Annotated in this window: 12 protein-coding genes; 8 read left to right on the plus strand and 4 right to left on the minus strand. The window is 33.9% G+C overall.

The features are described from left to right. Positions 1–46 precede the first annotated feature (46 nt). Positions 47–2,911 carry a sensor histidine kinase gene (locus H4O20_RS10780; RefSeq protein ID WP_185099255.1) on the plus strand — a complete coding sequence of 955 codons (2,865 nt, stop codon included), beginning with the start codon at positions 47–49 and terminating at the stop codon, positions 2,909–2,911. Further along, complete coding sequence (locus tag H4O20_RS10785; protein ID WP_185099256.1) at positions 2,912–3,562, plus strand: response regulator transcription factor; 651 nt, start codon at positions 2,912–2,914, stop codon at positions 3,560–3,562. On the opposite strand, the gene H4O20_RS10790 is transcribed toward H4O20_RS10785, so the two are convergent. The 4 genes from H4O20_RS10790 to panC form a co-directional block, all read right to left on the minus strand. After that, positions 3,559–4,701 carry an alpha/beta hydrolase-fold protein gene (locus H4O20_RS10790; RefSeq protein WP_139854135.1) on the minus strand — a complete coding sequence of 381 codons (1,143 nt, stop codon included), beginning with the start codon at positions 4,699–4,701 and terminating at the stop codon, positions 3,559–3,561. The genes H4O20_RS10785 and H4O20_RS10790 overlap by 4 nt on opposite strands. 81 nt (positions 4,702–4,782) lie before the next feature. Next, the gene (locus tag H4O20_RS10795; RefSeq protein ID WP_185099257.1) at positions 4,783–5,721 is read right to left on the minus strand and encodes a lysylphosphatidylglycerol synthase transmembrane domain-containing protein; all 939 of its coding nucleotides are present in this window, start codon (positions 5,719–5,721) and stop codon (positions 4,783–4,785) included. 25 nt (positions 5,722–5,746) lie between these two features. Beyond that, positions 5,747–6,097, minus strand: a complete 351-nt coding sequence (panD, locus tag H4O20_RS10800; RefSeq protein WP_139854137.1) for an aspartate 1-decarboxylase — start codon at positions 6,095–6,097, stop codon at positions 5,747–5,749. 12 nt (positions 6,098–6,109) lie between these two features. Beyond that, complete coding sequence (gene panC, locus H4O20_RS10805) at positions 6,110–6,955, minus strand: pantoate--beta-alanine ligase (protein WP_139854138.1); 846 nt, start codon at positions 6,953–6,955, stop codon at positions 6,110–6,112. A 129-nt stretch (positions 6,956–7,084) separates the two neighbouring features. Here panC and H4O20_RS10810 point away from each other — a divergent pair, with 129 nt between their 5' ends. The 6 genes from H4O20_RS10810 to atpD all read left to right on the plus strand — a co-directional run bounded on the left by H4O20_RS10810 (position 7,085) and on the right by atpD (position 15,326). Beyond that, on the plus strand, positions 7,085–7,894 hold the full coding sequence (locus H4O20_RS10810) for a glycogen/starch synthase (RefSeq protein WP_139854139.1): 810 nt from the start codon (positions 7,085–7,087) through the stop codon (positions 7,892–7,894). Between the two features lie 178 nt (positions 7,895–8,072). Then, positions 8,073–9,611: a DUF4270 domain-containing protein gene (locus H4O20_RS10815; protein WP_139854140.1), complete on the plus strand. Its 1,539-nt coding sequence runs from the start codon at positions 8,073–8,075 to the stop codon at positions 9,609–9,611. Between the two features lie 9 nt (positions 9,612–9,620). Further along, the gene (gene glmS, locus H4O20_RS10820; protein ID WP_185099258.1) at positions 9,621–11,468 is read left to right on the plus strand and encodes a glutamine--fructose-6-phosphate transaminase (isomerizing); all 1,848 of its coding nucleotides are present in this window, start codon (positions 9,621–9,623) and stop codon (positions 11,466–11,468) included. 228 nt (positions 11,469–11,696) lie between these two features. Next, a complete protein-coding gene (locus H4O20_RS10825; RefSeq protein WP_185099259.1) occupies positions 11,697–12,419 on the plus strand; it encodes a sulfotransferase family protein in 723 nt (240 codons plus the stop codon). Between the two features lie 243 nt (positions 12,420–12,662). Then, positions 12,663–13,559: an aminotransferase class IV gene (locus tag H4O20_RS10830; protein WP_185099260.1), complete on the plus strand. Its 897-nt coding sequence runs from the start codon at positions 12,663–12,665 to the stop codon at positions 13,557–13,559. A gap of 261 nt (positions 13,560–13,820) precedes the next feature. Beyond that, the gene (gene atpD, locus H4O20_RS10835) at positions 13,821–15,326 is read left to right on the plus strand and encodes a F0F1 ATP synthase subunit beta (RefSeq protein ID WP_139854144.1); all 1,506 of its coding nucleotides are present in this window, start codon (positions 13,821–13,823) and stop codon (positions 15,324–15,326) included. Positions 15,327–15,359: the final 33 nt, after the last annotated feature.

Raw genomic sequence — 15,359 nt, forward strand, 5'->3', positions numbered from 1 at the left:
ATAATTCCGCTAAATTAAATATATTTACTGTAGAAACCATCTATAAATGAAACGCTTATTCCTCACTCTTTTTTTATTAAGTGTTTTTTCGTTGAGTAGTATTGCTCAGCAGCTTCAATTTAAAAACTACAAAGTAGAAGATGGTTTAATTAGCAACGAGACCCACGCAATACTTCAAGATAGTAAAGATAGAATTTGGATTTCCTCTATAGGAGGGGTGAGTTGTTTTAATGGAAAAACTTTTAAAAACTATACTACTGAAAACGGGCTAACTTCAAATATAAGCTTTAGCCTTTTTGAAGATTCTAAGGAAAGAATTTGGGTAGGAACCCTAAACAAAGGTGTTTGTGTAATTCAAGATGAAAAAGTAGTTCTTAGTGAAACTTTTGAGACTAAATTTTTAGGAAGTGCAAATAGTTTCTTAGAAGCCAAGGATGGCACAATTTACATTGTATTTGCAAGAGGCATAGCGTCTTATAAAAATGGAAAGTGGGAAAAACTTGATATTAATTACAATGTAACTAATAATGCTACTCTATTAAAATCTGCTTGGTACGACGATAATACCATTTTTATTACTTCTTCCAACAATGGCGTTTTCAAATTAACGCTGGACACTCTCAAACTTGAAAATATATATAGTGACAAAGACGGAATAAATAAAATTTGTTATTCCATCTTAATCGATGATGATAAAATTATTTGGTTAGGTACATACGGAAGTCTAAACAAAATAGATAAAGGCAAAATCACTAATTACAATTTCAACCCTAACGAATTTGACTTAAACCGCGTTTATGATATTTTGGAAGAAAATGAAAATGAGCTTTATTTAGCTTTTGAAGGAAATGGTTTTGGGGTTTTTAATAAGAAATCAGGTAAGATTACCATATATAACGAAAAGCAAGGAATGCCAAGTAAGTATATTTACAGTATTATTAAAGACACTGAAGGGAACCACTGGATGACTTCTTACGGAGAAGGAATAATTCGTTTTCGGGATACTTCGTTTAAAATTTACAATAAGGAACAGGGGATGCCATCGAACTTTGTCAATGATTTTGTGCAGTGGGACGACGAGTTAATTATTGCAACTGATGCCGGTGCGATAGCAGTTACGAGTCCGGAAAACGTTCGTTATTTTACAGATAATAAACCTGTAACCAACTTGTTTATAACTCCTGAGAACACTTTGTTAGCTTCTACAAATCAGGATGTAAAAGAATATTCCAAAAATAAACCACCAAAAGTTATAGACACGGGTGTCTATAATTTAATCTATAAAGATGAAAATCGTACGCTGCTTTTTGAAACTAGCAGGATTAAAGCCATAACTAAAGACTCTACCTATTTTATAAATTCTTCTCGAAGCGTTGGGGTTGTACCAATAGGAGATCGTCTTATTCTTTGCAAAATCAGTGGTTTATACCAACTTCATAACAACAAAGTTAGCCCCATACCTGGTATTGACTTTTATGAACATAATAATTTTAGAAGCATAGATGTAATAAGTGAAAACGAAATTATAGCTGGAAATGAAAAAAACTTCTATTATATAAAGCTAGAAAATGAGGAATTCAAGATAAAGATATTGGATATTTCGCGCTTAATTAATTTAAATTATTTCCGCGCATTAAAGGTTGATGATAAAGATTTATGGATAGCAGGACGGGATGTTTTCTATAAAGTTGATTTAAACCTATTACTAGAAAAGGATAGTATATCTAGTAAACATTTTAACACTGTTTCACATTTTTTAGAAAACGACATAGATTTTAATTCGCTACATGTCACCCATAAAAAGACGGTATTAGCTTCGTCTATAAATGGAATTATTACCTTTAGGGAAGATGAGTATATACAAAATTTTCAACCTCCAAGGTTAAATCTATCTGATGTGCTTTTGTTTTCTGAACCCTTGGAAGATAGTTTATACCGTAGCTCTAATAGAATTATTCTGCCTTATCAAAAGAATTATTTAACTTTTTTAATGGAGGCAATAACATTTACAAATCCAGAAAAGGTTAAATATCAATATAGAATGAAAGGGTTACGTGACGGGGATGAATGGTCACCAGCCACCTCCGATCCAAAAGCTGTGTTTTCATTTTTACCACCTGGAGATTATACTTTCGAATTTATTGCGGACAATGGGATTGGAGATTGGCAGTCTAAACCCTACCAATACAATTTTACTATAAAACTGCCATTTTGGAGAACAGGATGGTTTTGGTTTTCTCTTTTGACATTTATTTCTTTGGGTGTCTTTATTTCTATCTATTATAAAAATAAGCAAGAGCAAAAAAGAAATGAAATTTACACTCATAATCTAATTAAAGCTCAAGAACGAGAGCGGATACGAGTAGCTCGGGAACTTCACGACAGTGTGGGACAAAAGCTAATGTTGCTTACCAAGAAAACGAAATCCCTTGGTAATACTGAAATGGAAACCTTAGCGGGAAATACTTTAGATGAACTTCGTACTATCTCTAGAGGTTTACACCCAGCTACTCTGGAAAAACTAGGACCAACAGCAGCAATAATAAAGTTAATAAACGAAGTTGACGACAATACAAATATCTTTTTTACACACGAAATTGAAGATATAGATGCTTTGTTAAGTAAGGATGCATCCTTACATTTATACAGAATTATTCAAGAAGTGTTGAACAATATGATAAAACATTCTGATGCAAAAGCAGCTTATATTCAAATTGCAAAGAAAAATAACTTTTTAGAGACTACAATTGTAGACAACGGCAAAGGATTTGACAGTATTGATAAATTAAAATTTAATAATAGTTTAGGGATGCAAACTTTAGTAGAACGCGCTAAAATTCTGAATTCCAAAATTGACATCAAAAGTCAAATAAATAAGGGTACCCAAATAACTTTATCTACACCACTTTAAATGATTGTAAAAAACAATGTAACATTCGTAATCGCAGACGATCATCCAATGATTTTAAAAGGATTGAACGATGAGCTAACTTCTAATAACTACAATGTTGTGGGAAAAGCAATAAACGGCTTACAAGCATTAGAACATATTTTAACTTATAAACCAACAATTGCTCTTTTAGACATAGATATGCCATTATTAACCGGATTTGAAGTTATAAAAATGGCAAAAGAAAAGGAAGTTAATACAAAGTTTATTGTGCTTTCATTTCACAAAGAGAGTGATTATATATCCCAAGCCAAATCACTTCAAATAAATGGATATCTTCTTAAAGAGGATTCATTTTCTGAAATTGAAAAGTGTATTAGTGATGTAATTCAAGGAAAAACATATTTTAGTAAATCTTTTGAGCCGTCATCACTTCAAACAGTATCAGACGATTTAAAGAAAATAAAGCTTTTAACAGCTTCAGAAAAAACAATTTTAAAATTGATTGCACAACAGCTAAGTACTGCTGAAATCGCCGATAACCTATGTGTTTCACCAAGAACGGTAGAAAAACATCGCAGCAATATACTTTCTAAATTAGAATTAAATGGCACTCATCACTCATTGAGTAATTGGGTTATAATTCACAAAAAAGCAATTCGAGAAATTTAATCTCTAGTACTTAAGTCGTCTGCTAAGTCTAAAAGTAATTCTTGGGTAATAAAATCTGCATCTTGTTTTCCAAAACCGCTGCGGTAAATTCTAATTGCTTTTCGGTAATCTCCTTTTGATTCATAAAAACGCCCCAAATAATAATCACCTAAAACATTATCGGGGTATTGTTTTTTAGCAAGTTTCGCTAGGTTTTCTACAGCTTCCCATTGATTTTGCTTTTCTGCAGCTGTTCCTACGGCAATAAAGTCGTTAATTCTAATAGGTATATCTAATCCAAACAAATCTTTAATAATTTGATATTTATCAATTAGGTATTGATATACTTGAGTATCCTTATTCATTAATACCTCAGAAAATTCTGCTTTACTTATTGGTCTATATACAGAAAATATTTTCTCTAAAGCATTAGGGATACCACGCCCCACTAATGTATAATGCGTCGCATTTTCAAAATTGTCGTAGTAGTAATTAAAAGTTTCGCTCTCTATACCCTTTAATTGATTATTTAAACTTTCAGTAGATTCTTTTAATCCCTTTATATCGTCTGTACCAGTAGCCAAGTAATAAAATAGTTTCTCAGGAATTTGTGGGATACGTTGTACAAGACGCTCTTCCATCATTGGCGCTAAGTCTGGGCTTAAGTTTATATATCCGTTTAGCAATGGAGGATCTTTAAATAAATAGTAGTTCAAAAAGTTTGCAGTAAAGTCATGTCCAACCCCAATAATGAATTTAGCTGTTCTATAATTTTCATCTATGTATGGAATCAATTCTAACCCGATAAATTCAAAAAAACTAGCTCCTTTGTCAATTGGCATATAACTACGGTCGTCATATTCTCCATCTTTATATCTACTTCCTGATTGCATAACACCTACAACAATTGCTTCAGGCATATCCTCCCAATAACTAAAGTAGTCTACATTACCAGCAACAGGTTCAAACAAATAATCAGCATCAAGTACTAAAACTATTGGATATTTTTTATCTGTATTTGTTTCGTAATTTCTGGGTAACTGTATTTTAAGTTTTCGCGTTTCGTCCAGTTTTTTTGAATTGAATTCTTCATAAATCACCTGTGAATTAACTGTACCGAATGTTATTGCAAAAAATGCAAAAAATATAATTTTTTTCATATAAACGATTTTTTTCAGCTTCTGACTGTAAAATAACCAATTTTAAAATTGTTGTTTTTTAAATTAGCTTAATTATAACATTTACTTGTCTCGATTATAAATAGGCAACAAGATCAAGGAAAGAACACCGAATATAACGATGGAACTTATATTGGAAATCCATACAATCCAACCTAATGCCACGCCAACAGTTTTGGCAATTCCAAAAACCGATAATATCCCCGCAATTGCAGCAGGATAAGTACCAAAACCACTATTTGTGAACGCAAAGGTAAAACTACCTACTACAAAAGTAATAATAATAGTGCCTATCGAAATGTTAGATGTTTCTGGTAAAGCGTGCATTGCAGTGTAAAACGATAATATATATAAGCCCCAAATAAAAAATGTATGGAGAATAAAAGGACCCTTTTTTTTCATTTTCAAAATACTGAAAACACCTTCCTTTAATCCTATTATAAAATCTTTTAATCGCTTATTTATATTAGACTTCGAAAACCGGATATAAATAGGAACACTAATAATTATTAATAGAATTCCAGCAGCGAGCACATATAAAATGGAAGCTGGAATAGCTTCAAATATATAATCGTAAAGTATTTCGAATTTAATAATGAAGGCTAGAGCTGTAAAAAATAGTAAGAATAGTAAATCGACAATTCTTTCAGATATAATAGTACCAAATCCTTTTTGAAATGGCACATTTTCGTATTTATCTAAAATTACAGCCCTTGATACTTCCCCGCTTTTTGGAATAAATATATTCATTAGGTAAGCTACAGAAACAGCCATAAAGTTATTGGCAATTTTTGTTTTATACCCAATGGCCTCTAGCATAAAGCTCCACCGATATGCGCGTGAAAAGTGACTAAGGACACTCAGAAAAACTGAAAGTAATACAAATCCGTAATTTGCATCGGCAAAATACTTCTTCGTTTCAGCAATTTGTGTCGGTGTAAATGATTGGTATATATACCAAATTAGAAAAACCCCCAATCCTAAAGGAATGGCAATTTTCAAAAATTTTAAAAAGAAGCGATTCAATTTAACGCAAAAGATTGGTTGCCTCGTCTGGGAAAACCAATGCAGGTTTAAAAGCTTTTGCTTCTTCTATATCCATAATTGCGTAAGTAATTAAAATAAGGATATCGCCAGGAGCTACTCTTCTTGCAGCCGCTCCGTTTAAAGTGATTTCACCACTTTTTCTCGGACCTGGAATTGCATAGGTTTCAAGACGTTCACCGTTATTATTATTTACAATTTGAACTTTTTCGCCTTCAATAATATTGGCGGCGTCCATCAAATCCTCGTCTATAGTGATGCTACCGATATAATTAAGATCGGCACCGGTAACTTTTACTCTATGGATTTTAGATTTTACTACGTGTATTTGCATTTTGCAAAGGTATTAATTTAATGACATATTATCTATTAACCTCACTTCTCCTGCGTATGCCGCTATAAAAGCCCTGTATTTTGCGCCATTGCTTATTTGCTCAGCTGTTTTAAGGGTTCCTTCATCAGCAATTTCAAAATATTCGAGATTTAAATGAGGGTTTTGCAAAAATCGTTCCGCAACTAATTCATTTAAAGCTGATATAGAAGTAGATGAGAAATTCTCTTTTACTTCATTTAAAACTTTATAAATTACTGAAGCTTCTTCAAATTGCTTTTCGGTTAGTCGTTTATTACGCGAACTCATTGCAAGACCATTGCTTTCTCTTAGAATTGGACACCCTACAATGTTTACTGGAAGATTTTCAATTTCAACTAATTTTCTAACTATTTGCAATTGTTGAAAATCTTTTTCCCCAAAATAAGCAGAATCTGGTTGTACAATTCTGAAGAATTTATCAAGAATAGTCCCTACTCCGTCAAAATGTCCTTTTCGATGTTTTCCTTCCATTTCATTTTCCAAACCATCAAAATCGTAGTTTTTCGATGAGACTGATTCGCTATAAAGGTCTGAAACCTCGGGTAGGTATATAATTAGTTCTTTATCTAAACTATGCAGTAGAGATATATCGTCCTCTGGAGTTCGAGGGTATTTATCAAGATCTGAACTATTGTTAAATTGAGTAGGGTTTACAAAAATGCTAATAACTACTACATCGTTTTCGTCCAAGGCTTTCTTTACTAACGAAATATGTCCTTCGTGCAATGCACCCATTGTCGGCACAAAACCTATTTTATTGTTTTCCCTAACAGGTGAAAGAGCTTGTACCAGTGATTGCTTGTGGGTATATATTGCCATAAAAAGGTTTTAAGAGCGGCAAAATTAATATATTAAAGACAATCTACATAAATTTTCGTAATTTTGCGTGTTTTTAAAAATCTCCTGTTTTAGGAAATAATTGCATTTAACACTTAAAATACCCTATAGATGAAAGATAAAAGAGTCTTGTATGTGTCTTCCGAAGTAATACCATATCTTCCTGAGACCGAGATTTCTTCAATGTCGTTTGAAGCTCCAAGAATGATTAACAACAGTGGCGGACAGATTAGAATTTTTATGCCTCGCTACGGCAATATTAATGAAAGAAGACATCAATTACACGAAGTAATTAGACTTTCTGGAATGAACCTAGTAATTAACGACTTAGATATGCCGTTAATTATTAAAGTAGCGTCAATACCAAAAGAGCGTATACAGGTTTATTTTATTGATAACGAAGATTACTTTAAAAGAAAAGCAACCTTTGCAGATGAGGAAGGAAATTTCTTTAAAGATAACGACGAACGTGCTATCTTTTTTGCAAAAGGAGTAATTGAAACGGTAAAGAAACTAAATTGGGCTCCAGATATTATTCACGTTCACGGTTGGATGGCTGCATTCTTACCATTATATCTGCGTAATTACTACGGAACTGAACCACTTTTTGAAAATAGTAAGATTGTAACTTCTGTGTACAATCAAGGATTTGATGGTGAGTTGGCTAAAAACACTATAGACAAAGTGAGGTTTGATGCTATTGATGATGAAGCAATTATGGGACTTGAGAATCCAACTTACGTTAATTTAATGAAGATTGCACTTGGTAATTCTGACGCCATCATCAAAGGTTCTGAAGAAATACCTGCAGAACTTGAAGAATATATTAACACTTTGGAAAAACCTGTGTTAAATTATCACAATATGGAGAATTTTTCCCAAGCGTATTTAGATTTTTACAGCGAGAAAGTATTAAAATAATTTCTTCAACATTCGCAATAATATTTGCGTCTTATAGTTTCAACCAAAAAACAATTAAAAAGAAACTGATGAAATGCCTATTTGCTATTTGCGGTATAAAAAGTGTAAACACTTTTGAATTAATAAACGCAAGCAATTTGCTTACAGGGTGTTTCTATTTATCAAATACTATTTGCAAATGAAAATTAAAAATTTGTTGCCCCTAGCCGGCACTATTTTATTTATAATTATTGGCTTATCTTCTTGTGAAAGCGATATAAGTACAATTGGTTCTGAAATACTTGGAGATGAAAGTCCGAATGGTATTTTGGATGAATCGCACACTGTAATTTCTTACAGCAAAAAACTTGGTCCATTACAAAGTAATAGACTTCCTGCCTACCAATTGGGAGTTTACAATGACCCTGTTTACGGCAAATCTACTGTAAACTTGCTATCGCAACTTACAATGGAAAAAAACAATCCAACGTTTGGTGATAGTGCTCGTGTAGATAGCGTTTTTGTGTATTTACCATATTTTAGTGAAGGAACAACTGTGGATAGTGTAACTACTTATGAGTTAGATTCAATCTACGGTATCAGTCCTATAAATGTGAATATTTATAAATCTAACTACTTCTTAAGAGAATATGATCCTGAAGCTGGTTTTCAAGAATTTCAAAATTACTATACCAATCAAGGTGCTGAATTTGAAAACTATATCGATACCGAATTAGGAAAAGTAGAACAATTCATTCCTACTAGAAATGGGTATATTTACAATGAAGGTACTGATGAAGAAGAAAAATTAGGTCCTGGATTACGCGTTAAATTAGACTCAACTTTTTTCCAAACTGCTATAATTGATATGGAAGGGAAAGAGGAGTTGCGAAACAACAATAACTTCAAAAATTATTTAAGAGGAATTTATTTTAAAGTAAACTCCCCTACTAATGATGGTAGTTTGTTTTTGTTTGATCAATCTAAAGCAAATGTCTCTATATTCTATAGTTATTACGATGAAGATAGTGAAGGAAGAAAAGACGATGTCTTTAAATTAAATTTTAATGGTATTAATGTTAATACCTTTGAAAATGAACTTCCTAGCCCTATACAAACAGCTGTAGATAATCCAAATACCGAAACAGGAAATGAAAACCTTTACATTCGTGGAGGTGATGGAATAATTTCTGTTGTAGAACTTTTTGGAAAAGATTTAGACAATAATGGTGTTGCCGATGAACTTGAATTACTTAGAAGTAAAAAATGGCTTGTTAATGAAGCAAACCTTGTTTTTTATGTAAATCAAGATATCGTATCAGGTGGTGCATCTGAACCAGAACGTATTATGATTTACGACCTAAAAAACAGCAACGTCTTAGTAGATTACACTTCCGACCCAACAAACGGTTTGGAGCCAATTGAGGCTTTTACCAATCATTTTGGAAGGTTAGAGCGCGGTACTGATGGAAATGGAAAATATTATAAATTAAAAATTACCGACCATATTAGTAACATTATAAATAAAGATAGTACAAACGTTCCTTTAGGAATTGTTGTATCTCAAAATGTTAAGAATAGAACAACTCAAAAATTAAAAGAAGCTATGGAACCTAGTATCGAAGAGGTGCCATCTAGTAGTGTTATTTCTCCTGAAGGAACCGTTATTTACGGAAATGCAACATCCAACCAAGAGAAAAAACTGAAACTTCAAATATATTATACAGAACCAAATTAAAATTCGACTATGTGTGGAATAGTAGGCTATATTGGCAAAAGAGAAGCATATCCGATAATTCTAAACGGTCTTAAGCGCTTAGAGTACAGAGGATACGATAGTGCAGGAATTGCACTTTATGACGGAAAAGATATCCAGCTTTGTAAAACTCAAGGTAAGGTTGCAGATTTAGAAGCAAAGGCTAAAACTGAGATAAATCGCGAAGGAAATGTTGGAATAGGACACACTCGTTGGGCAACTCACGGTGTTCCAAATGATGTAAATAGCCATCCTCATTATTCAAATAATGGTGAATTGGTAATGATACATAATGGTATTATTGAGAATTACGCATCAATAAAAAAAGAATTGACAAATAGAGGGTACACTTTTAAGTCTGAAACAGACACAGAAGTTTTAGTTAATCTTATTGAAGATATTCAAAAACAAGAAAAAGTAAAACTTGGAAAAGCAGTTCAAATTGCACTTAACCAAGTAGTAGGAGCTTACGCTATTGCTGTTTTCGATATTAAAAAACCAAACGAAATTGTTGTAGCAAAACTAGGTAGCCCATTGGCTATAGGTGTTGGAGAAGATGAGTTTTTTATAGCTAGTGATGCTTCCCCATTTATCGAATTTACAAATAATGCTATTTATCTTGAAGATGAAGAGTTAGCTATTATTAGACTAGGGCGTGATGTAAAAATCAGAAAAATAAAAGACGATAAATTAGTTGCTCCTTACATTCAAGAGCTTCAGTTAAATCTTGAACAAATTGAAAAAGGTGGGTTTGACCACTTTATGCTGAAGGAAATATACGAACAACCTTCTGTTATTAAAGATACTTATCGTGGAAGACTCCTTGCCGACCAAGGTATTGTAAGGCTTGGCGGACTTGAAGACCATATCGAAAAGTTTTTAAATGCCGATAGAATTATTATTGTTGCATGTGGAACATCATGGCACGCTGGTTTAGTTGCGGAGTATATTTTTGAAGATTTAACACGTATTCCTGTTGAAGTAGAGTACGCATCAGAATTCCGTTATAGAAATCCGATTATTTCAGAAAAAGATGTTGTTATTGCTATTTCACAAAGTGGTGAAACAGCCGACACGCTTGCAGCTATTAAATTAGCAAAATCTAAAGGTGCTTTTGTTTTCGGTATTTGCAATGTTGTTGGTTCTACTATTTCAAGAGAAACGCATAGTGGTAGTTATACCCACGCCGGACCCGAAATTGGAGTTGCTTCAACTAAAGCGTTTACAACTCAAATCACTGTTTTAACAATGATGGCTCTTCGCCTAGCAAAAGCCAAAGGAACCATTTCTAACAGTGCTTATATGCTTTATTTACGTGAATTGGAATTAATTCCAGATCAAGTTCAAGAAGCGTTATTAAGCGAGGATAAAATAAAAGAAATCTCTGCAGTGTTTAAAGACGCACGCAACTTCCTTTACTTAGGTAGAGGTTATAACTTCCCAGTGGCATTGGAAGGAGCGTTGAAGTTAAAAGAGATTTCATATATCCACGCCGAAGGATATCCTGCAGCCGAAATGAAACACGGCCCTATTGCTCTTATTGACGAGCATATGCCAGTTGTGGTAATCGCAATAAAGAGTGAGCATTACGAAAAAGTAGTGAGTAACATCCAAGAAATTAAAGCTAGAAAAGGAAAAATTATAGCTGTAGTTTCTAAAGGAGATACTGCGGTTAGAGATATGGCAGATTATGTAATTGAAGTGCCCCATACTCCAGAAGCATTAACACCGTTGGTTACTACAATTCCATTGCAGTTGCTTTCTTATCATATTGCAGTATTGCTAGATAAAAACGTAGATCAACCCCGTAACTTAGCCAAATCGGTTACTGTGGAATAAGTTTCGAACGAAACGAATAATACTTTAAAGACGAATTTTAGAAATGTTTCTAAGGTTCGTCTTTTTTAATTATAGATTATGTTGAATGTTTTAAACATCCTTGTATTTTTTTACTCCTGTTTCAAGTTGTCAATATAAAAGAAGTCGAGAATAAAACACTGAAAAAATTCAGTTCGAGCTATTATAAAAGATATCCTATTTCCAAAATAAATTTGATACTTTTAGTAAATGAAAGTAATCAATCTTATCTCGGGTCCGCGAAATCTTTCTACCGCCCTTATGTATTCGTTTGCACAACGAGAAGATATTTCTGTTTTAGACGAGCCTTTTTACGGTTACTATCTCGCTAACGCAGCATTGGAAAATGAGCATCCTTCTCAAAAAGAAATTCTACAAACTATGGAATTGAAAGAGGAAAAGGTGGTTGATGCTATAAACAAGCTTTCTAAAACCCAAAAGGTTTTTGTAAAAGGGATGGCACATCATTACCTAACAGACACACCACACTTTATATTGAATTGGGAAAATGTTATTCTTATTCGTCATCCAAAAAAATTGATTGCATCCTTTTCAAAAGTAATCCACACCCCTACTTTGAATGATATTGGAATAAAAAAAGCTTCAGAATTATTCTTATTTCTGAAGAACAATAAAAAGACTCCTACAGTTATTGATAGTGACGAACTTTTAAAAAATCCCGAAGCCTATCTAAGAAAACTTTGTAAATTACTGAAAATTCCTTTTTCTGAAAAAATGCTTCGATGGGAAAAAGGCAGCATTCCAGAAGATGGAATTTGGGCAAAACATTGGTATAAAAATGTTCACAACAGCGAAGGGTTTAGGCTTCAAAAAAGTAGTTCTCAGCCCTTACCCGAACATTTGAAACCGTTGCTAAAAGAGGCTTTGCCCTATTACGAAACTCTAAAAAATAATATTGTGAATAATACATAATTATTATGAATTCAAACCAATACTATAAGAATACCGAACCCGAATGGTTCATATATTTATAGCAAACATCATTGAAACCGCATCCGACCCCGATGGGGTCGTATAAATATCGGTTACTTTTTTCTATAAATATTTCATCCCTTCGGGATGAGGTGCTAAAAAAAATATTTTAATTTAAAGGAAATCCTTTCTCGACATAACAACTCCATCAACTCATAACTCATAATTCATAATTTCAATAGAATGCTTCAAAAATCTAACCCCAAAAACGACAACATTCAAGTATTTATAAAAGACAAGCTATACCCGCGAAGTGAAGCAAAAGTTTCAGTTTTTGACAGCTCGGTTCAAGGTGGTGATGCAGTTTGGGAAGGTTTACGCGTTTACCCTGAAGGGATAGTTTGTTTAGACAAACATTTAACTCGTTTACACGAATCGGCTAAAACCTTGGCCTTTGCAGATATTCCTTCAAAGGAATTCATCAAAAAGGCAATTAAGCAAACTCTCGATGCAAACGGAATGACCGATGATACTCATATTCGGTTAACGTTAACCCGAGGTGAAAAGATTACAAGCGGCATGGATCCTAGATTAAATCAGAGTGGTTCTTGTTTAATTGTTTTAGCAGAATGGAAACCTTTAGTATACAACAATGACCACGGAATAAAAGTAATTAGTACAAGTCAAAGAAGAAATTCGCCGCAATTTTTAGACAGTAAAATCCATCACAACAACTTACTTAATAACATAATTGCAAAAATTCAAGCTAATGTTGCCGGAAAAGATGCAGGTTTAATGCTGGACGATCGTGGATTTATAGCCGAATTAAATGGCAGCAATCTTTTTATGGTAAAAGATGGTAAAGTTTTTACTCCTTTCGCTCATGCCTGTTTACCTGGAATTACGAGAAACTCTGTAATTGAATTATGTAAAAAACACGAAATTGAAATTTCAGAAGCCGATATAACACTTTCACAGTTTTACAATGCCGATGGAGTAATTGCCACAGGGACTATGGGTGAATTGACACCTGTTGTTGAAATTGATGGTAGGATTATTCCTAAAGGAGACAAACTACAAAACAAGATAATCGATTTATTCTCGAAGGAGGTTCGTAGACTTTGTGAAAAACTCGACTAACAATTTGAAAATTGCTTTAAAATAATTCTAAAGTTAAATGCAGAAACTTCTTCATAGAAACTGTTTTACGAAAAGAATAAAAAAACGATTCTGCTGTTCCTTTATAAGATGTTCTAATTAACTGTTATGCAAAGAATTGTGTAGTTGTAATTTTTTTAAAAATTCCATTGCAATTATCATTCAGAAAAAACTATCTTTGCACCTGTTTAAAACAGGGCTGGTTTATTCAGCCTTAGATAACTATAAAATAAAGAGTTACTCATGTCACAAAGTACAGGAAAAGTTGCACAGATTATTGGCCCGGTAGTAGACGTTGCTTTTGAAAGCGGATCGGAACTTCCAAAAATATACGACTCGTTAGAGGTAAACAACCACGGGAACAAATTAGTTCTTGAGGTTCAATCACACATTGGTGAAAGTATGGTGCGTACCATTTCAATGGATTCTACAGACGGTTTAAGCCGTGGTGCTGAAGCTGTTGCTACAGGAGCGCCTATTCAAATGCCTATTGGTGATGAAGTATATGGCCGACTTTTTAACGTAATTGGTGATGCTATTGACGGTATTGGAAACTTGCCAAAAGCTGGCGATAACGGACTTCCAATTCACCGTGAAGCACCAAAATTTGAAGATCTTTCAACTTCCACTGAAGTTCTATTTACTGGTATTAAAGTAATTGACCTTATTGAGCCTTACGCAAAAGGTGGTAAAATTGGTCTATTCGGTGGTGCTGGTGTAGGAAAAACAGTACTTATTCAGGAGTTAATTAACAATATTGCAAAAGGACACGGTGGACTTTCAGTATTCGCTGGTGTAGGTGAGCGTACTCGTGAGGGTAACGACTTACTTCGTGAAATGCTTGAATCTGGAATTATCCGTTACGGTGACGATTTCATGAAGTCTATGGAAGAAGGTGGATGGGATCTTTCTAAAGTTGATAAAACTGCGATGAAAGAATCTAAAGCTACTTTCGTATTCGGACAGATGAACGAACCACCTGGAGCACGTGCACGTGTTGCGCTTTCAGGATTGACAATTGCTGAGTATTTCCGTGATGGAGCAGGAGAAGGACAAGGAAAAGACGTACTTTTCTTCGTAGATAACATTTTCCGTTTTACGCAAGCAGGTTCTGAGGTGTCTGCCCTTCTAGGTCGTATGCCTTCAGCGGTAGGTTATCAACCAACTTTGGCAACAGAGATGGGTGCTATGCAAGAGCGTATTACTTCAACAAAAAGAGGTTCTATTACTTCTGTACAGGCGGTTTACGTACCTGCGGATGACCTTACGGATCCAGCGCCGGCAACAACGTTCGCCCACTTGGATGCAACAACAGTACTTTCTCGTAAAATTGCTGAGCTTGGTATTTACCCTGCAGTAGATCCTTTAGATTCTACTTCAAGAATTCTTACAGAAGCTATTCTTGGAAAAGAACACTATGCTTGTGCACAAAGAGTAAAAGAGCTTTTACAGAGATATAAAGAATTACAAGATATCATCGCGATTCTTGGTATGGAAGAACTTTCAGAGGAAGATAAAATGGCAGTAGGACGCGCACGTCGTGTACAACGTTTCCTTTCTCAGCCTTTCCACGTAGCAGAGCAGTTTACTGGTATTCCTGGAGTTCTAGTTGATATTAAAGAAACAATTAAAGGTTTCAATATGATTATGGATGGAGAGTTAGACCACCTTCCAGAAGCAGCATTCAACCTTAAAGGAACTATCGAAGAAGCAATTGCAGCAGGAGAAAAAATGCTTGCGGAAGCTTAAAATAATTCGGAGTTAAGATTGCAGAATTCTGAA

Origin of the sequence: Aequorivita sp. 609, assembly GCF_014212065.1 — a bacterium.
Taxonomy (GTDB): domain Bacteria; phylum Bacteroidota; class Bacteroidia; order Flavobacteriales; family Flavobacteriaceae; genus Aequorivita; species Aequorivita sinensis.

What these genes read in the sequence shown, in the direction of transcription:
- H4O20_RS10780 (WP_185099255.1), top strand. Translation starts at nt 47, where the DNA reads ATGAAACGCTTATTCCTCACTCTTTTTTTATTAAGTGTTTTTTCGTTG.
- H4O20_RS10810 (WP_139854139.1), top strand. Translation starts at nt 7,085, where the DNA reads ATGAAAGATAAAAGAGTCTTGTATGTGTCTTCCGAAGTAATACCATAT.
- H4O20_RS10830 (WP_185099260.1), top strand. Translation starts at nt 12,663, where the DNA reads ATGCTTCAAAAATCTAACCCCAAAAACGACAACATTCAAGTATTTATA.
- panD (WP_139854137.1), bottom strand. Translation starts at nt 6,097, where the DNA reads ATGCAAATACACGTAGTAAAATCTAAAATCCATAGAGTAAAAGTTACC.
- H4O20_RS10825 (WP_185099259.1), top strand. Translation starts at nt 11,697, where the DNA reads ATGAAAGTAATCAATCTTATCTCGGGTCCGCGAAATCTTTCTACCGCC.
- H4O20_RS10785 (WP_185099256.1), top strand. Translation starts at nt 2,912, where the DNA reads ATGATTGTAAAAAACAATGTAACATTCGTAATCGCAGACGATCATCCA.
- H4O20_RS10790 (WP_139854135.1), bottom strand. Translation starts at nt 4,701, where the DNA reads ATGAAAAAAATTATATTTTTTGCATTTTTTGCAATAACATTCGGTACA.
- panC (WP_139854138.1), bottom strand. Translation starts at nt 6,955, where the DNA reads ATGGCAATATATACCCACAAGCAATCACTGGTACAAGCTCTTTCACCT.
- glmS (WP_185099258.1), top strand. Translation starts at nt 9,621, where the DNA reads ATGTGTGGAATAGTAGGCTATATTGGCAAAAGAGAAGCATATCCGATA.
- atpD (WP_139854144.1), top strand. Translation starts at nt 13,821, where the DNA reads ATGTCACAAAGTACAGGAAAAGTTGCACAGATTATTGGCCCGGTAGTA.
- H4O20_RS10815 (WP_139854140.1), top strand. Translation starts at nt 8,073, where the DNA reads ATGAAAATTAAAAATTTGTTGCCCCTAGCCGGCACTATTTTATTTATA.